Raw genomic sequence first — 18,835 nt, 5'->3', positions numbered from 1 at the left:
GGGCGTGCTGTCCCTAAAATGCCATGCACATCTTGGTTGGAAGGAGACCAAAAAACACCGCCCCTTTGCTTGTCCCGTTTGATAAACATGGCGGCAGCAAAAGGACTTGCGGGTTTAACACTAACACCCCCCTCACGATTTGCCACCCGTACAAAGGGGTCAATCAAATAACAAAAGCGTGAGGAAAAATCTGCACGATAGGCAAGGCTTTCTTCCGCATTTTTACCCCCCGTATCAAAAACCGCAATCGCTTGTAGCTTTTCTGCCACTTGTTCTAAAGCGTCTGCCACGGGGTTTTTGCCATTGTCAATCCGCCCTGCACTATAAGCCGGTGCCAGTAAAATCCCAGGTTCCACACCTAAATGCCCACGCGCATGAGCCAAGGCGTGCACACCGGTCAGGTGAGCGTTTGATCCCACCATCTCAGTTTGTGTCTCAGCAATGGTTGATTTTTCTTCTACCCGCACAAGGATAATTTGTGCCTCAATCCCCTGCGCGCACACGGCGTTAATGACATCAAGAGCTGTACCTCTTGTTCCAAGCTTTTGGATTTTCTCACCCTCATGTGTAAAAACTAACACAGGCTCATTAAGGGGAAAAACTTGGTTGTCAGCATCAGGGGCTGTAACAACCGCCCCAATGGCGGTCTGATCAAATGTTGCTAAAGGACGCGATTTTTTACATTGATTAACCCTATTGACCTTAAATTATTGTCAAATACACAGAGTTATTCTTTATTTTGAGCTTTTCTTAATTCTGTAATGGGGACACCACCAATACCCCAATTGTCTGTCTCCACTTCATCAATCACGACAACAGTCGTTTTCGGATTTTTATTCAGAATATTAACTAATAATTGAGTTGCCCCTTCTATTAGTTGCCGTTTCTGTTCAGAGGTAACCCCTTCATTAGTAATTTTAATATTTATGTAAGGCATAAGATCTCCATAATTTACAAATATTGAATAAAAAAGCTCAAATAAATGAACGCAAAAAGATTAAATATTAATACATAATAACTATGCATTTTAAAGCTCGTATCCACCGGTGAAATATGCAGGCTACTGGAAGCAAAAATAGCATTTATTGATACAGGAGAAAGGAGTTGAGCTGCAATAAAGAAGCAAATCCAAACCAAATAATCCATAACCCCATAAGCCATCGATGACCCTAGTAAGGGAAATGCCAAACTAAATAGCACCATAGGGTGAATTCCTACTACACTGAAAATTGGCAATACAAAGAGAATACAGGCATAACGCTGCCAAACAGAGAGTGATGCCAATGAGTGACTAAACGTCACCGGCAACAAAGGAATAAGCAAATCACACGTAGATATTAGCAGACTACAACCTAGCAACAACATAATTTCACTGGATATACTGCGTATCACTGCCACCAAAGGAGTCAAAAAATCAATACTGCGTGAACTCCCACGCTCAATGAGGTATAGAATGCTCGCCGTCAATGCAATGCTTTTTAGTGCATTCAACTTGATAACTGTCAACGCAACGATAAATATTAGCCAGAAAAATATCAAAAAAATCCAAATTCTTACTCTCTCTCCTTCTTTATTCGCTCTTCTCTCATCGCAAATAATCGGGTTAGCTAGCGGTACAACTGGAGAAATGCACAACAACAACAGACTAAATAGAAAAAGTGGTATCCCCAAGCAGCGGATGTGAATATTGGTGTTCTAGGCATAGCAGCGAAAACTGTTGCTGCACCGATGCTGGTCGGCATCAGTACCATCGTGATGCTCATCATTCGCATCACAATAGCGGCCAAATCGCGAGAGGGAAAAACACTTTTCTTCAAGGCATCAATCATTAGGGGGATAACCCCCAAACTCATCGGCCAAGCTAAAAACGCAGTCAGTATCGCGATGGACAGGGTAAGCGAACCCTTTCCATAGCGCATCAACCGTTCAGAGAGAAATTCTGAAATACGCCATGTATTCATCACATGGTGCAACAATCCCATAGCGAGTAATAGCCAAAAGACATCAGTAAAACGCACAAGCACAGTATGAACATCAGGCAAGTGCCAACGCCATATCAGCACTAAAGCACAAACCAACAGGATGAACACACCACTGCGTGCATTACCCTTCAACCACCAGTATGGTATCGTCAAAAGCAAATAACCGAAAACAGTCACTCCAGCCAATGGAATAAGAAACCAAGTTCTTATTGAGATAGACATAAGAAAAATGAATAGCATCGCCATTATAACGGATACGGAGGACATGCGTATCAGGAAGCTTTTTACATCATCAATGTACATTAATTATTGAATCTTTGACTGATTGGCAATTAAGAAGCTGCTCGTACATGTCAGTGACACAGTGCCCTGCATCCCGCAGTGCACGCGAATTAACTAAAGGCCTAGGCAAAATATATGTATAAAAATTGGGACCCTCTACTGGATTACCGACCACCCATAATGTATTTTGTACTTGTCCTTTAGTGTCTATAGGATGCTGCTGACAGCCAATATCAATACCACCAGGATGATATCCTTGGTTGATAAATGGTCGAATGATGCCCTGACCAGCCAAATTCTGGATAAAAGGGGACTCATCACGCAACGGAGAAAAACGATCAATCTTGGCCTTGATCAGCACATCTCCATCAACTGAACTGTTTTCATCTTGAAAAACAGACTGAATTTCGAAACGGCTGGTACTAGCATTGAGAACAAGTTTAGGTGAAGGTCCGCCAGCCAAAGTCACGATACCAGCCTCCATCAGAGCCCTCAACTCTTGGTTTCGCTGCATCGGTGGGCCGACAGAAATACGGTTAAAGTTTGGATTAAAATATTCAATAAAGTACTTGTGAGATGAAGACGTTAACCCGCAAAAATCAATTGCTGAACGTAAGATATCACGGACATCTCGTAGCACATCTGTAGCAGCTTTCACTGGGCCATCAACATTACCTGCAGCGGAAGAATGAAGATCGTCCTTCAAATGCTCCATGAAGAATCTTGTATAATCCTTCAAAGAGGCAAATATTTTATTTCGATGAGGATACAGCAACGCTTGAATACACTGCTCGTCTTTGGAAGTAACAACATAGGTTTCAGGGTCTAGCCAGTGCCCCAGCTGCGTACTTCGATAGACATAACACATTTCTTTAAGCAACAGAGGTAAAAGCTGCGTTTCGAAACCCAGCTTCGGAGAGCCGTTAGCAATGCTGGATTGCTTACGCAGATGATGTATTGCATCGAGAATAAGGAATGATGGTATGTATTGCCCACTACCACCCTTTTGATTAATCCCGCGACTACTAAAAGGCAATGTTTGACGAGAGAATAGAGCTGTCGCAGGTTCTTTGCCGCTTGGCATGTAGCGCAATTGTCCAGCATTTTCAGTAAAAGTCCCACCGCGACCGTAAGTCAATTGCGACAAGACATCATAGCTAGTTAATCCAATGCCCTGCACCAGCACACGAGACTGAGATTGTATAGAGTCCAACTTTTCAATTGGATAAGGATTCGAATAATAGTTCAGAAGAGCGTTTTTCATTTGGTGACCAGCCACAAACTGTTGCAGGCTTTCATCATGCGATGAATATATATATTCATACCGTGACCCGTGGTCATGGAAACAAAATCTACACTGTAACGACAGCCATCTTCCAAAAGAACATCCGTTTTATGATCTTGGTGGATATGGAGATTGATAACTTTTTGTCGGATCTCCTTAATACGAATAGCGAAAGGTAAATCTTGCGTGAGCTCTTGGTAAGCCCAAGACAGGTATTCCCCTAACAAACGACGTGATAAATAATCATTTTCTTTGATTTCTCTCCCAACATCATGCTCTGTACGAGAAAAAACACCGTTAATATTACGATAACCTTGTTGACTAGCCCATTGATAAAAATTCGGCCCCTTATGAATAGGCCCTACCCCCTTAACTGTATCATCACCAAATAAAGTAATCTGGCAAGCGACAGTGTTAACCAATAAATGATCTGGCTGATGCACACTATGGGAACCAGTTCCCATCTCATTGGGATTAATCAATAATGTTTCCAGAAAATGGATAATGGGAATAAAGTGTGAGCAAGCGTTCGAGAATACTGATCCCACGAGGACCAACGCCCAAAATAGCGACTGTAGAGTGAAGCATTCTGTAATCTCTCCTATTAGAATAATTTGACTTTCACAAAATGTTTCAAAAAGAATGGAATAAATTCTCTCGACTTTTTAGTGAAGATTGCGGATTTATGAAACGTCAACGACCTTTTTACAAAGACAATATTGACAGATTCCAGCAGCGGCAAAAAGCGCTACAGCACCACAGATAACGGAAAGCGCAATGGCATATGAACCAAACTGTAAAAAACTCGTCAAGAGAGGTCCTAATATTTGGCCAAAACCGTAAGTTAAGGTAGCCAAGCCTAGCAGATTTATACCATACGGCGCATATAAACGCTTAGCTAACGGCATAACTAAAGAAGTCGTCCCCATAAAAGTAAATCCAAACCCTATACAACTGAGAACGATCAGTACAAGAGACTGGCTGAATAATGTCAGTAATACGCATCCTCCTTGGATAAGCAAATTGAGCATCAGACAACGTAATACCCCCCACCGATGGGCTCCCCATAACCAAATGAAACAACTAGGAACAATGGCAATTCCGACAAACGACCATAAGTGGTTAGCAAGTAGTGGGAAATTAAATGTTTTCGCCATCAGAGGAAGATATGTCGCGACAATAATATAACCAAACCCAGCAAGCCCATAAATCAGAGCGAGTTCCCACCAAACGATATTTTCGTGTGCCAATGACTCATTAATAGCAAATTGAGACGCATCAACACGACGTGGAAATAAAATAAACAACAAGAGCAACAATACAACAGATATAAAACCAGCTCCAAACCAAATATTTTTCGCGTTCAGCGATTTACTCAAACCAATAATAACATACTCATTACCCAGCAGAATACCAACTCCCACACCTGCATAGAGCGAAGCAATAACCCACAGCTTGTGACTATGCTGCATAACCGTCATAGAACCAAAAATCATCATTGCTGCACTCGCGATACCGGCAGCAAAGCGGATAAAGAAAACCAAGTAAAAGTTTGTTGTTAACGCCATGGCAAAAATAAGTACACTCGTCACTATAGCTGCACCAAATAGCATGTAGGGAGCACGGGATATATTCCCAACTCTGCAAAACAAAAAAACATACTCCCAACTAAATAACCGCCATAATTAGCACTAGCTATATAAGAAAGTTGCTTAAAGGTAAACAATCCTTCATCCAACATAACTGGAAATACCGGCGTATAGAAAAATCGCCCAATTCCCATCCCCAAAATCATAATAATCATACCGAATACAGCGATTTTGAAATAACTCAAATCTTGACGATTATTTTCCCCCCCATTACTCTTAATCCCTTAACTGATAGCTCCCTCATCCGCGTTCTATCTCATCGAGAGTAACACTTATCTCAGAGAATAAAAGCCAATCTAGCCATTTGTTTAAGTAATCAGAGCAACATATTGAGCGATTATTGTCAACATTACTGGATCAGTTATATGCATTTCATCGTTTTACACTCTGCTCCATGTATGATCTTCTCCCTACAAAGCTTCTTTTTCAGAAAAATAATGGCTGAAATTAAGCAGCAATAACAACGAGGAAATCAATAAGCACGCCCCCATTCAAACATGACAATATCCCCTAAAGCTCTGCTTCATCAGGTATGACTAAAATATCCTTACAAGGTTGCGTTGTGTTCACATGGTGAACACCCTCAACCATCAAGCGGCTTAGTATCCAACTTAAAGAGAGACCAAGGACAAGCTTTTGCGCACGCGCCCATTCTGCTCTTAAATTCTGCTCCGCTCTTTCCAAAACAAAGGAGCCTTCATCCGGTAACAACCAAAAATCAATGATATTGAAGGGTATAAAGGCTACTTTTAATATAGCTTTGTTTTTTATCAGCAACAGTAAAAAGTTTGTTTTTTTATAAAAATTGAAATTTATTCATTTTTTATCGTATATTTTATGTTATCTTCTTTAAATTAATTAAAAGATCATAGAATATTAAACTGATAGGATGCATTTTTCTCAAGCGGCATTTTTAGAGAAATGTTGATTTAATCAGTGAAGACAAGCAATGAGCAAAGTTATAATGTGAAAAGACAGTATATAATGTTTTATGATCAATGATCTAAATTAGAGACATGAATTGGGGGAGTTTGATCTTTCTTACAGCACAGTAGCTCAAAAAAACAGTAGATGAAGTTTAAAATTCACCATTACCCATCATAAGATGAAAGCTTTTATCCCACGTTTGATTTTTTTAAACTATTTTCTTGTCCTATCTGTAATATCTAAAGAATATCTTCAAGCACTCATAAGCACTCTTTTAGGGTATCATTTCCATAATCAACGTAACGGTTATCGAGCTTCCATTCAAGATACTGTTTTGCAAAAGGAAATCGTCATTTCAGGATACGGAGGGATTTATGTATTTAGTCACAATGTATCATGCACCCTTCCTCTTATATCAGAAATTTAATTCTTAATCGTAATGACGTGATTAAAAAGCACCTTGCGAGACAATCTTTTTAATAAATTTTTAATAAATAAAGTAAAGATGAATTCTGAAAAAAACTTTTTTAGACGTAAAGTGATACGGAGAAACAGTCAGAAAGAAAGGGGGAGATTACAAATGTTGATGACTATAAAAAAAGATATCAAAAAATTACCAAAAACCGATTTATGGATCATTTGTGCTATTTCAGCTGATCAGCAAAGAGAATGGATCAGTAAATGGTGTATAAAAAATAAACAAGCCTCTATAAGTTCTAATTATGTCAATGATCTTGCCGTCCTAGGATCATTTTACAGATCTAGACAAAATGATTGCTATGAAAGCAACAGCCCCACAAGCAACTCCCCTCAAAAGATGACAATCTCATTTATGAGGCTTATGTTGCTCCTCATAATCACTTTAAAATTGCATCATTTGCTCTCATTAATACGCTTTGAAGTCCCATATGGACTAAGGGACCTTTTAAATTTTGGGATGGTTATGGAAGCCTTCTTTCCACTAATCCCTGAATGGGGATATGAAACTGCTACCTTTTCACAGAAAAATATTCTTTTCAATGAAAATTCTTATTGTACAATCTATGGAACAACACAATGAACAGAGCACGCACCCTTGCTCTCACCTATGGCTCCTATAATGCTGTCCGCATGCTGATCGGCGTTTACCATGCGATTTTTTTAATGTCCATGGGAGTGAATCTGGCGCAATTAGCTCTGCTTCAGGTTGTCTTTTCCACCACCATTCTGCTGCTTGATTTTCCCTGCGCTGTTTTATCTGACAGATATCGGCGTAAATATTCCGTTATGGCTGGGGTCTTTATGACAGGAGTATTTTATCTTCTATGCCTTCAAGCTCCCAATATGACAGCACTTATTATTGCGCAAATTCTCTATGCAGCAGGCATTTGCATCATTGTCAGCGCCATTGACGGATGGATTTACCATTCTCTAGGCGATAAACAGGATCACTTTTCGCATTATGCTCATCTCTACCACCAGGTTAACTCTTTTGGAAGTATTCTCAGTGGGATTGTAGGAATTGGAACGATCTATTACTCTGGACGATATTTTATGGGATATATCATCTCATGCCTCATGATGGGATTTATTTTTTTGATATTCCTTATTGTTCCTGAAGAAAAGAAAACGACAATTGAAACGTCCAAAACAAAAACAATCTTGCACAATGCCAAGGAAACGCTCTGGATATTTCAAAATACAGTAGGAGGAGCATGGTTTATTTTCCTCATGTGCCTTTTTAGCGCTGGTATTCAGATTATTTATCATTTCTGGCAACCAATAATACTTTTAGGGGGAAAAATTCATCACCTCAACGGTTCGCAAATGCTCGTCTTGATGTGCTGCCATATTGGAGCCTTTTCAGCACAATATTTTTCAAATTTGCTGATGTCTAAGTATCATGTTCTTGATAAAAAATATAAGAATTCTATAAAATATTTTTCCTTCTTTTCTGCGCTGATGTGCATAGCGCTCTATTTTTCAGTTCATAGCCATCAAACGGCTGCATCAGTCATCGCCTTCTCTTTAATCCATGGATTTATTTGCACTGTACCGATCGGTGCAAAAAGCTTATTTTTCTCAGAACTTAACCAAAAACAAACGCAGCATATTTCCGGTGTTGTTGGTGCTGTCTCTTTTAGCGGAAGAATATTTTCAATTACAGTATTGAGTATTATTTCTTTTCTTCCTGCAAAAGTTTCTCCATCTTACTACCTAATATTACCGACCATTACTTTTTTCATGTGTGGTTTGGTTGTCATGAGATGGATGAAACACTCTCAAAAGTCTCTATGAGAGGAAAACCATAACATTTCACCCACAATGTTTTCTTCTAAAAGAAATCTATAACTTTTTTGAGAGCATTGCCACATCCAACTTTCAATACACAATGCAAATATAAAGCAACACGTTGATTTATAATGATAATATACCAAACGCGAATATTGTAAGATTCTTTCTTTTCAAATCTGCTTTATGGTTGAAACAATCAAAATCATTTGCTTGCACATCATAAGCAAAGAAAGCCGTATAAATAAAAACGATTTAGAAAGGAAAAATGCCTTTTATGAACTCTCATAGTCAAAATCTATAACAACAGGAAGGCAGATATATAAGCAGATATATAATATGCCTCTTTGCATCTTCATAAGTATACAAATGATGTGGCTTTATAAGGCTTTATATGTCTCACAGAAACTTTTGTGTTTTATACCATTTACGAGGCAGCGTCGCAAAATGGGCTTATACACATTGCAAAGATATCTCTTTAAAACAAGCGCATAAATCGGCAATACAAGTATATTTGTGTTTAGAACATGCTTTTTATATGAGAGGCATAATCCCAACGGGATAAACAGAATTCCGATACACAGTCAACTGCTTTTATAACAATAGATGGCGGAGAGGAAGAGATTCGAACTCTCGAGAGCCTTTTGAGCCCTACTCCCTTAGCAGGGGAGCGCCTTCGACCACTCGGCCACCTCTCCAACAGAGAGGCATAAATGGTATCAACAGAAAGTTCAAGACATTTTCGATTTTTTTCCCAAATATCTGAAATTTTTTTCCTTTATTGATCCCATAAGGAGCAAAAGTTAATAAAACAAAAATTGTGTCTTTTTTACCACAGCATTTCGAATAGTACATGTATATATTACAAAAAGGTAATTTCATATTTGAAACTCTAAAAAGATTAGTTATAGCTAAGATAACAAGTGCTGCGTATTTTACTTATGTCTTTGTCCTTAATGCGTTAGGCAAATGGTACTCTTTAGAAGAAATTTAACCGGACCTCGGAGATCCCATATGAATATTAAATCCCTCTTTTTAAGCTCTACAGCAGCTTTTTTAGCAATTTCTGGAGCACATGCTGCTTCAACAGTTATCGCCGAACCTGAGCCTGTAGAATATATTCGCGTTTGTGATGCCTACGGAAAAGGATATTTTTATATCCCTGGAACAGAAACCTGCATGCGTTTATCAGGAAATGTTCGTACTGATTTTATAGGCGGTGATAATATCGATGCAACAACCGAAACTGAACTAAGAGACAAAAGAAAAACCTATGGCGCATCATCACGGCTCACCCTTGTTTTTCAAGCAGCTTCTGAAACAGAAATGGGAACACTTCGTTCATATGCAAGAATTTATTCAAGCTGGGGTGATGGTAATGATAAAGCTGGTGCAAGGCTTGCAGCAGCTTACATTGAACTGGGTGGTTTTCGCGTAGGTCTTGATGATACAATTTTCAACAGTTGGACTGGTGGTTATGGAAATGTTCTCAATGATGACAGCATAGCGCCTGCCGGCACAACACGCACTAATTTTATTTCCTACACCTTTAATGGTGATTCCGGCTTTTCTGCTATTATCGGCGCTGAATTAGGCAATATTGCAGATTCTCTTCCAGGAATAACAGGATACTACATTGATAAAGATGATAAGCTTGTTTCTATCACTGAGGGTACTCTTCCAAGTAAAGCCATTAAAAATTACACCCCGAATGTGGTTTTGGGTATAAAGTTCATGCAAAAATGGGGTGGTTTTTCAGCAGTTGCAGCATATGATACTTACTACAAAAAGTGGGCTGGAAAAGTACGTGCAGATTTCAATGTCAACGATCGTTTCAATCTATGGGTAATGGCTGGCTATAAAAATGGACTTGATTACTACACAGTAAATGCAAATGATGAGTTATCACGAAAAAGCACAACAATTTATGCAAACTGGGGTGGTAAATGGGCTGCTTGGGCGGGTGCCACTTACAAGCTTACTCCAAAAGCAAATTTGAATGCTCAAGTTTCTTATAGTGCTGTAAAAACCTTTGCAACTTCTGTAAATATTACATACACGCTGGTTCCAGGATTTGTGATTACACCTGAATTAACCTATGTTAATTGGAATGATGATCGCGTTGTGACGGATAAAAATAATAATGAAAAACATTTATTCAATAAGAAAAGTGCTTTTCAAGGTATGATCCGTTTACAGCGTTCATTCTAATCCTATTTAAGCTACAGCTTTTAAAAACTGGCAACATGGTTTGCCAGTTTTTATTTTTGAAATCAAATATCATGAATATCTTTTCCTGATACGTATTGTCTTGTCTCTCGAAAAAAAACCGCCTTAGTTTCATAAAACTACTCTTAGAAGATTAACCTGATATGCTTGATAAGAGCACCTCACACGGGCGTTTACACATTACTTCAAACACAATCTCTTCCTTGCCCTTTAAAGCATGAATAACCCCTTTGCTTTATGACCAAATTGGTCTTTCTTGGTAATTTACTTCTAACCTTTGTTAATTTAGGTCATGATCTTCTCAAATAAATTCTACACTGAACAGATAAACTATTGAAAAAACAAGACATCATTGTGTTTTTGATATGCCTGAATGTGTCTTCTATCAACACTATAAAACACAATGTTTTATAACACGGCTTCATTAAAAAACTTAATCATCAAGAAACATGCTGTCAAAACGATGCAAATATTCCCTAAAGCAATAAAAGAGAAAAGCGATATATCTTCAAAAAATGAATTGACCTCTTCCCCTTCTAAAGAATAGAGCCTCCTATCAGGAGCAATCTGTAAATACCCCTATTTTTCCTGAACCTACATCACATTGATTTATAATCATAATTTTTTATTTTTCATGTTTCAATCAACCAAAACCTGTCACTTGTACACGACAAGCGGAGAGAGCCGTGTGAATAAAAACGAGTAAAGAAAATCCTTTTATGAATCGTTTTAAATTCCAAGGGTTGTCGTAACATTGAGATCTGACAAAATGTACGATAATGCTAGGCACTTTTATTAAGCATAAAAATGAGGATACACTTCATAGAGGATTTTAGATTATATTCTCTATGAACGTCGCTGTAAAATATATGTTGTGATACACACTAAAAGACATTTCTTTAAAACAAGCATGGAAATATACAATACAAATCCATTTTATTTGAAGCGTTTTACCCTGCGTAAGGAACATGCCATGATATACGCAACATCTTGACTTTACGCGTTTTTAAAGGAAGAAAAGAAACAGTAAAATTTAATCTCTGCAAATCATAGAGCTTTCAGAGTTATGTTTCCATAAAACGCCTTATACCGTACAGGGGATTTTTTACACGATTAATGCCCTTTTTACATAAAGCCAATTGGCAAAAAGCAGCCTTTCCTGATAATAAAAAGGCTTACACGTAATCATAAGCCATATTTTCAATTAAAACGCATTGAATTCACGGAAAATACTTATCAACCAATGCATAAAGAATTGCTGCTGTTTCAACATCTAGAATCCCATCATAATTTTCTTGACGAAAATGAAGTTGAAATGCTCGGATCAAATCTTTGTATCCTGTTTGGGTACACGCAGCAGAAATGTCATATCCATAACATTTTAGCTTCGCCAAAACATCTTCTTTGGGTGGCAAATTCTTAGAGAATTGCTCTTGATAATGACTTTTTAGTTCATCATCATACCATGCTCCTATACCTGCGCTATAAAGTTCTCTCCATGGAAAAGCTGCTCCTGGATCACTTTTTCTTCCAATGGCAATATCACTATGTCCCACAACATCTGTTGGCATAATATCAGGATACCGTTGAAAAATATTCAAGGCAAGTTCCTTAACAGCATCAATTTGTATTGGATTATAAGGAGGAAACATACCCGTCCCATCATGATAAGTCGCTAAATTAACGATTTCAATCCCGATAGATGCATCATTGAGATGACTATGCCCAGCCCATGAACTCACACCCGCATGCCATGCACGCTCATTTTCATCAACCAGATTAAAAATACGCATATCCTTAAAGCCTGCCTCACGATATGTCTGCTCTGAAGGATCAGGAACAAGATAGTGTGCACTAACCTTTTCTCCTGTAAGCGCCATAATCGAGGCTTTAAAATCAATAGCCGTATAATGCATAACGAGAAAATGAACGCGACGACTAAAACTTTTGACAGAACGATAACTGTTGTAATCAATCTGATACATAAAAGCCCTTTCTTTTTTGCTTAAAAAACCACTGCGCATCACAACAGATAGAATACGAACTGTTAAAAAATGCAATAAACTTCCCATCTAGATACTAAGAATTACGACTAAAATTTGTTCATCAAAAATATTGACACTCTTATCAACAATTAAGACCACATTTTTATTTTTCTCCCACACACGCATAAAATGTTTTTAACCACATTTATTTTCCCCAAAAAAATTCCTACAAATTACCAATCAAAAAGAAAACAAAAGCGTAAAATGATCACTCCTTAAATCTTCACGTCTTACAGAAAAAATAGTTCTTCCTGTTATCAAATTGAAAAATCTCGCCCCTCGGAAGTGAACACCCAACGATCATGCAATCACACAAAAACTTAAAGGAAAAATTTTATGAGCTCTTTACAGCAATTTATTATCAGATAACAGAACGGCACATGTTCGCAATAAACTCTTCACGGACATATTGTTCAATAAAATTTGCAAAGCTTTCCTGTAAATGACACGACTTCTTGTCTTTTCACACCATCACTTTTTGATTTACAAAGAATCTTAATTATCTACAACGCTTGCGGTACATGACGTCTCTGGATTCCTTGTCATCAGCTCCATGAAAGATAACATCTTGATTTATAATCATAATTAATCATTATAAATATTGAATATAGCGAGCCTAATATCGTAAAGTTTTTCTTAATCTTGAATCAATCAAAGTCATTTAATGACACATCAAAAGAAAAATTACCCTATAGACAAAAACCACTGAAGAAAAGGATCAAAATACTTCCTATAATAGAACGTTTAATAATTTAAGCAATATTGTTACATCCCCATAGAGTTTCATTTTTTCTTCTCCGTTTTCAAATATCTTTTTAAGACAGCCCAAGCTGCATATTCTTGTAAGACGACACCTAAAAGTGGTCGCGTATAGGGAAAAGTAATATAATCCTCACCATAACCTTTCATCCGTATAGTTATGGTAGCATGTCCAAGGCTTTCTGCTTGATTTTCTAATGTCTCCAAAGAAGGCTCTAGGCTCACTTCAACCTCAAGCAGTGGAATATCTTGTTTACCTTTTTCTATGGGCTGAAAATATTTTAAAAGCAGCGGATCATTGGCAGACCAATGAACCTCTGCATGCATCGCTAATTGTTTACAAGCAGTAGTAACTTCTGCCCCAACTAAATAGGGGTGAAAATGATTTTCAAATGCTTCCACGAAATATTGTTCCAAGAGCGCTTCTGATTGAGCAACCAGTTGCACCAAAACATAGGGGCTTTTCCATAAAAAATGCCGTTCAAAGGGTTCATTTTCAAGATGATCATCAACCCACTGCGCAATAGTACTTTCATCAATTCCAATCAAAGTCCATGCATACTCCGCACGCGATACAGAAAAATATTTCTTCTCGTTGTGTTCTAAATAATTCTCTAAAAGCGCAAGAGCCTGTGATGGTGGACCAGGCAAAACAACAAGTGTACTTCCATCGCAAGAGAGATAAAACCCTGGTGCTGTGCCTGTAGGATTATCAAGCACAGTTGCTGTCTCAGGAAACAATGCTTGACGTGCATTACTCTTATCCGCCGTAATCCCTAATCGTTGTAATTGACCTTTTATTGTTTGCCAAACATCTTCATGATGTACCAAAGGCTGCTTTACAGCTTGAGCAACTCCATCGCGTGTTTTATCATCTGATGTTGGTCCCAATCCCCCACTGATAATGATAAGATCTTCTTGTCCAAGACAAGAAACAACAGTCTCACTGATTTGCTGTAATTGATCAGCACAAACAAAATGACGTGTGACTTGAATATTTCTCTTGTTCAAGCTTTGGCTTAAATCTTGTAAATTCGTATTCAAATATTGTCCTGAAAGGAGTTCATCACCAATGGTAATAATGGCAGCACGATGAACAAAGACAGAATTCATAAGAGAATTGCGAACAGCTTCAGCCATTTGACGGGTAGAGGCTATACCTCCAAGATCATAGGTAACGGTTTTTCCAGCACGAATAACCTGATCAACACTCTCAGACAGTTGTTTTGCTGCATCTTTAAAGCCTAAGTGCTCTAAGAGTAAAGCCGTGGTATAAAGCATCGCAGAAGGATTTGCTTTATTTTGTCCAGCAATACGTGGTACGCTTCCATGAACAGGTTCAAAATAAGCAATCTCGCTCCCCACATTCGCATGAGATGCAAGCCCCAATCCCCCCATTATCCCAGAGCCAAGATCAGAAAGAATATTGCCAAACATATTTTCAGCAACAATCACACCAAACCGCTCTGGCTTGGTTGCAATCCACAAAGCAACCGCATCAACATTATGAATATCTGCTTCAATTTCCGGATAGTTTTGCGCAATTTTCTCAAAAATTTCCTGAGCAAACTGACCACTTTCTCGCATAACATTGGGCTTATCAGCAAAAGTAACTCGCCTAAAGCTATATTTCCTTGCATAAGAAAAAGCGTATTCAAATAACCGCTCTAAACCAAAGCGTGTCTGCAAACGGACTGTCCACGCAGCTTCCTCAAGCCCATATTTTGTCAAATTTGGATGTTTTAGCCAAACGGCTGTTTCAGGAGAAATACCCCGAAAATCCAATCCAGCATAAAGGCCTTCACTATTTTCTCTGATAACACAAAAATGAAAAGGTTTTCTCGGACCAAAGATGTATCTTACAGGACGTATATTCGCAAACAAACCTAACTTTTGGCGAATTTGAAGTGCGGGAGAAACATAGGCAAGGTTTTTCTCTTTTAAATGCGGAGCAAGTTCTTTTAAAGCCGCTTCTTTTCCTTTACTGGTCACAGTACCAAGTAAAATAGCATCACTCTGAGTAATTTTTTGCCAAGTCGCTTGAGGAACAGAAGCTCCTTCCTGTTTCCAACATTCAAAACCAATATCACCATAAGTCAATTCAATCGGCAATTGGAATTGCTCTAAAACCATCAACGCAGCATCACAAACCTCTGGTCCTATCCCATCACCAGGTAATACAAGAACTTTCTTTTTCATAATCCCTCCAGCCACTCATCAATAACTGCATCCGTCATAGTAGGATTATCCTCCCACAAACGCGTACCAGCACCAGAGATAATCTTATATTCATGGTTCAGATTATGACTTTTCGTCTGATTATTTACCGTTGCAAGTTGCGACTTTTCTCCCACTAAAGCTAAAAACTTCCCCTTATACTTAACTATCTCATCTCTAGCATCTATTTCTAATAAGAGTTTAAAGCCTCTTGTCATGCGTTCAATTGCCAAGCTTTTTTGTTTATCGGGAATCTCCAATAAAACTCTTTTTTTCATAACGCCAGAAGGATGCATAAAACCATTGAGTATTTCCAAAGCCCCCGATAAATCATTATTTTCTAAGGAGGCAAGAATATCTCCAAGGCGCCGTTGCAAAACCTTATCTGGATAGCCAGGCGCATTCACAGCAAGCACAGCTTGAACATTGGGAAGCTGGGCTGCCAATATTTGTACCAATGTTCCAGCCATAGAAAATCCCACAAGCACTGCGGGCTCTTTAAAATAGCTTTTAAGTTTTTCTGCCATAAAAGATAAAATGTCTACAGCAGAATAATTGAGAACATGAGAACTCTTAGGAAAAAGAGAAAGCGTATCCAGCAGAGTGACAGGGAATCCTTTTGTTGAACATAGCTTTGTCAATGGAGAACAAAAAACACCACCATCCCAAATTGGCATTACAGGAGAAAGAATAATAATAGGAAGGCTCATTGATCAATTCCTCCCCTTATTTTTAAACATGCATTAGAGCCAGAAATTTTCCCACCCAATATAATGAAAATATGTTGAAACTCTAGGCTCATATTCTCCCCCCATAATAATCGATTTGTTAAACTCAAACTAAGCTTGTAACAAATTTTAAATCCACTCAATCCAGCAACTTAATAAAAAAAATTCATCTAATGTACAGGTGCCCCATTTGTGTAAAACATCAAAAGCATTTCCGCATAATGCTTTCTTTTTATCATTTACTCAGCTTATTTCTGAAGTCATAAAATGACGCGCTTTTTGAATATAAATGATAAAACCAATCATACAACACACAGCTAACAAAGTTGCCATAGCCCGTGGGCTATGACCAGAGATTTTTCCGATAACCGCTGCACTGAGTGCCGCACTTCCTAATTGCAAAGATCCCATAACACCAGAAGCCGCTCCCGCAGCTTTCGGATGCGATGAAATAGCCAACGCTGTTCCTAACGGCAATAAAAAACCATTGCCAAAAGTAAGAACAGCAATAGCCATAAAACTTGTCACAAGGGGCCATGGGCTTAGATACATTTGCAAAGCAAACAGCACACCACCTATCACAAAAATAATGTACCCTCTGCCCACAGTTTTTTCCATAGACTCGCGTTCAAAAAACCATCGCGCCAAAAGATTTCCCAAAATATAGGGAAACGAGACACCAATATAGCTATAACTAATGTGTATCGGTGATAACCCCAAAGTCGTGAGTAAAAAAGGCGACTCCACAATATAAGCAAAATAGGCTGCGTAAGAAAAACACGGAATAAGTGCATAAAAAATAAATTGTTTATTTCTGAAAACGCCTAAATATGCCTTCATCAATCCTATAGGAGAAAAATGCTGCCGTTTTTGAGGGGGGAGAGTTTCGCTTAGCACAAAACAACATAGCAAAATGGTCAAAAATATAAAAAAGCTTAAAAAGATAAAAGTTGCCTGCCAATGAAAAGCCTGTATCAAAAGTCCACCAATGAAAGGTGCAAGTGCTGGCGACATTCCAATAAAAGGGAAAACAATCAAATAAAGTTTTCCAGCCGCTTTTTTATCCAACAAATCATTGATAATTGCACGACTTAAGACAAGTCCCGCACAAGCACCAAGACCTTGCAAAAAACGTAACACAAGAAAAGCGTGAATATGAACCGTATAAATCACACCAAGTGTCGTAAATAACCACAAGAATAAGCCCAATAGAAGTGTTTTTTTACGCCCAAAATTATCACTCAGCGGCCCATAAATGAGCTGTCCAAGTGCCAATGCCAACAAAAAAACCGCCACTGCACTTTGAATTTGAGATTGTGTCACTTGATAATATTGACGCATATCGCCCAGTGCCGGTAAAAAAATATCGGTAGAAATCAATCCTCCCGTCGATAAACATACGATAAGTATAATAAATAGCAAGTTATATTTATGAGTCATAAAGAAAATCACACTTTTTAGGTAGTTATTAAATAGTATTTAATTAAATATAATTATATTTTATGCTTATATATGCAAATAATAATTATTAAAAGTGTTATTATTTTACTTTATAAAAATATTATTTTTCTTATAGAAAGCATTTTATTTTACAAACTTCACGAGCTAAAAAGTTATTCCCTAACTAAGCTCTCCTGTACAAATACTTTGCCGTAATCTTCCGCTGCTTTTTTCATTGATATTATAAGCAAAAGCATAATCTCTCTCTCCACGGCAACAGTCCCACTTTCTATACAATATCCATCAAAGTTGATCGACAAAACGCAAAGCAGAAAAACAATCTCTAACGTCTCTACCCCAAAATCACTATGGTATAAACACGGCGCATAACACAACAATAGCTTGAAGCCCCTATCAACACAAATAATTGTGTAAAAAATCTTGATCTATCCCCTATACCATAAAATATAATGCTTTCTCTGCAAACCAACTCACAACCAAATATATCTTACTCATTTCATAAAACTCTTCATCTAAGATAAATATCAAAAAATTATCGTGTAACATATTAACAAATATGATGTCATAACAATTCAATAAGCTTTTTATTTAACTTAATCCATGATCTTTTATAACACTATGAATTGAACATTACTGATATTTATTTTTATCTTCAAATGCGCCTTCTAATCTCATTTTATAAATATTCTTCCCATAAAAACAGTAACACTTTTATAAAAATAAGCAGATATACCCCCTACTTTATAAGCTAGAAACCAATAAACGATAGTATCCAGTTTTTTTAAATTATTCTCTCTCATGAGAAATTCGATGATAATATGATAATAGTATACGGATAGCCCGCTTTTTTTCAGACATAAGTGAGGTCTTTTGGATTGTATAGCCACATTTTACTTCTCATAACAAACATTTGTTTAAAGTATTTTCCTATTCCTTTTTAGCGGCTCTATATCCCTTTTGGAACATAATTAGCAAAAAGGCATTGTATCTCCAGCATATT

The 18,835-nt window shown here is 37.7% G+C and carries 12 protein-coding genes, 1 tRNA gene and 3 pseudogenes; 3 read left to right on the top strand and 13 right to left on the bottom strand.

From position 1 onward, the window contains the following. The 8 genes and pseudogenes from ACFIQE_RS07455 to ACFIQE_RS07420 form a co-directional block, all read right to left on the bottom strand. A pseudogene (locus ACFIQE_RS07455) lies at window positions 1-641 on the bottom strand (phage tail protein); the annotation flags it as partial. A gap of 86 nt (window positions 642-727) precedes the next feature. Next, a complete protein-coding gene (locus ACFIQE_RS07450) occupies window positions 728-937 on the bottom strand; it encodes a 2-hydroxymuconate tautomerase family protein (RefSeq protein ID WP_375607418.1) in 210 nt (69 codons plus the stop codon). Between the two features lie 14 nt (window positions 938-951). Next, the gene (locus ACFIQE_RS07445; RefSeq protein WP_375707452.1) at window positions 952-1,635 is read right to left on the bottom strand and encodes a hypothetical protein; all 684 of its coding nucleotides are present in this window, start codon (window positions 1,633-1,635) and stop codon (window positions 952-954) included. Beyond that, window positions 1,608-2,204: a hypothetical protein gene (locus ACFIQE_RS07440; RefSeq protein WP_375707451.1), complete on the bottom strand. Its 597-nt coding sequence runs from the start codon at window positions 2,202-2,204 to the stop codon at window positions 1,608-1,610. Before ACFIQE_RS07440 ends, ACFIQE_RS07445 begins: the two co-directional genes overlap by 28 nt. A gap of 70 nt (window positions 2,205-2,274) precedes the next feature. Continuing rightward, window positions 2,275-3,528, bottom strand: a complete 1,254-nt coding sequence (locus tag ACFIQE_RS07435) for a hypothetical protein (protein ID WP_375707450.1) — start codon at window positions 3,526-3,528, stop codon at window positions 2,275-2,277. Next, window positions 3,525-4,031, bottom strand: coding sequence for an FAD/NAD(P)-binding protein (locus ACFIQE_RS07430; RefSeq protein ID WP_375707449.1), 507 nt, complete (start codon window positions 4,029-4,031; stop codon window positions 3,525-3,527). Before ACFIQE_RS07430 ends, ACFIQE_RS07435 begins: the two co-directional genes overlap by 4 nt. Before the next feature lie 201 nt (window positions 4,032-4,232). Beyond that, window positions 4,233-5,290, bottom strand: a pseudogene (locus ACFIQE_RS07425) (YbfB/YjiJ family MFS transporter). 380 nt (window positions 5,291-5,670) lie between these two features. Next, window positions 5,671-5,918 (bottom strand): annotated as a pseudogene (locus tag ACFIQE_RS07420) (baseplate assembly protein); the annotation flags it as partial. 787 nt (window positions 5,919-6,705) lie between these two features. On the opposite strand from ACFIQE_RS07420, the gene ACFIQE_RS07415 reads away from it, so the two are divergent. Further along, a complete protein-coding gene (locus ACFIQE_RS07415) occupies window positions 6,706-7,185 on the top strand; it encodes a hypothetical protein (RefSeq protein ID WP_375702925.1) in 480 nt (159 codons plus the stop codon). Then, a complete protein-coding gene (locus ACFIQE_RS07410; protein WP_375641051.1) occupies window positions 7,182-8,402 on the top strand; it encodes an MFS transporter in 1,221 nt (406 codons plus the stop codon). Before ACFIQE_RS07415 ends, ACFIQE_RS07410 begins: the two co-directional genes overlap by 4 nt. Before the next feature lie 601 nt (window positions 8,403-9,003). Here ACFIQE_RS07410 and ACFIQE_RS07405 read toward each other — a convergent pair. Then, window positions 9,004-9,094 (bottom strand) — tRNA-Ser (locus ACFIQE_RS07405). A 316-nt stretch (window positions 9,095-9,410) separates the two neighbouring features. On the opposite strand from ACFIQE_RS07405, the gene ACFIQE_RS07400 reads away from it, so the two are divergent. After that, window positions 9,411-10,607 carry a porin gene (locus ACFIQE_RS07400; RefSeq protein ID WP_375621717.1) on the top strand — a complete coding sequence of 399 codons (1,197 nt, stop codon included), beginning with the start codon at window positions 9,411-9,413 and terminating at the stop codon, window positions 10,605-10,607. A 1,238-nt stretch (window positions 10,608-11,845) separates the two neighbouring features. On the opposite strand, the gene ACFIQE_RS07395 is transcribed toward ACFIQE_RS07400, so the two are convergent. The 4 genes from ACFIQE_RS07395 to ACFIQE_RS07380 form a co-directional block, all read right to left on the bottom strand. Beyond that, window positions 11,846-12,610 carry an N-acetylmuramoyl-L-alanine amidase gene (locus ACFIQE_RS07395; protein WP_375612480.1) on the bottom strand — a complete coding sequence of 255 codons (765 nt, stop codon included), beginning with the start codon at window positions 12,608-12,610 and terminating at the stop codon, window positions 11,846-11,848. A gap of 843 nt (window positions 12,611-13,453) precedes the next feature. Beyond that, complete coding sequence (locus ACFIQE_RS07390) at window positions 13,454-15,628, bottom strand: isocitrate/isopropylmalate family dehydrogenase (protein ID WP_375707448.1); 2,175 nt, start codon at window positions 15,626-15,628, stop codon at window positions 13,454-13,456. Then, window positions 15,625-16,356 (bottom strand): alpha/beta fold hydrolase, encoded by a 732-nt coding sequence (locus tag ACFIQE_RS07385; RefSeq protein WP_375630347.1) that lies wholly within the window; start codon window positions 16,354-16,356, stop codon window positions 15,625-15,627. Before ACFIQE_RS07385 ends, ACFIQE_RS07390 begins: the two co-directional genes overlap by 4 nt. Before the next feature lie 261 nt (window positions 16,357-16,617). After that, window positions 16,618-17,814, bottom strand: a complete 1,197-nt coding sequence (locus ACFIQE_RS07380; RefSeq protein ID WP_375641053.1) for a multidrug effflux MFS transporter — start codon at window positions 17,812-17,814, stop codon at window positions 16,618-16,620. Window positions 17,815-18,835: the final 1,021 nt, after the last annotated feature.

It is taken from the genome of Bartonella sp. AA1HLJMS (assembly GCF_042197445.1).
Classification (GTDB): Bacteria; Pseudomonadota; Alphaproteobacteria; order Rhizobiales; family Rhizobiaceae; genus Bartonella.
This window is presented reverse-complemented; position numbering and strand designations above follow the sequence as displayed.

Coding starts and splice junctions, on each gene's coding strand:
- ACFIQE_RS07440 (WP_375707451.1), bottom strand. CDS start 2,204: ATGTCTATCTCAATAAGAACTTGGTTTCTTATTCCATTGGCTGGAGTG.
- ACFIQE_RS07450 (WP_375607418.1), bottom strand. CDS start 937: ATGCCTTACATAAATATTAAAATTACTAATGAAGGGGTTACCTCTGAA.
- ACFIQE_RS07395 (WP_375612480.1), bottom strand. CDS start 12,610: ATGTATCAGATTGATTACAACAGTTATCGTTCTGTCAAAAGTTTTAGT.
- ACFIQE_RS07385 (WP_375630347.1), bottom strand. CDS start 16,356: ATGAGCCTTCCTATTATTATTCTTTCTCCTGTAATGCCAATTTGGGAT.
- ACFIQE_RS07380 (WP_375641053.1), bottom strand. CDS start 17,814: ATGACTCATAAATATAACTTGCTATTTATTATACTTATCGTATGTTTA.
- ACFIQE_RS07415 (WP_375702925.1), top strand. CDS start 6,706: ATGTTGATGACTATAAAAAAAGATATCAAAAAATTACCAAAAACCGAT.
- ACFIQE_RS07390 (WP_375707448.1), bottom strand. CDS start 15,628: ATGAAAAAGAAAGTTCTTGTATTACCTGGTGATGGGATAGGACCAGAG.
- ACFIQE_RS07400 (WP_375621717.1), top strand. CDS start 9,411: ATGAATATTAAATCCCTCTTTTTAAGCTCTACAGCAGCTTTTTTAGCA.
- ACFIQE_RS07435 (WP_375707450.1), bottom strand. CDS start 3,528: ATGAAAAACGCTCTTCTGAACTATTATTCGAATCCTTATCCAATTGAA.
- ACFIQE_RS07410 (WP_375641051.1), top strand. CDS start 7,182: ATGAACAGAGCACGCACCCTTGCTCTCACCTATGGCTCCTATAATGCT.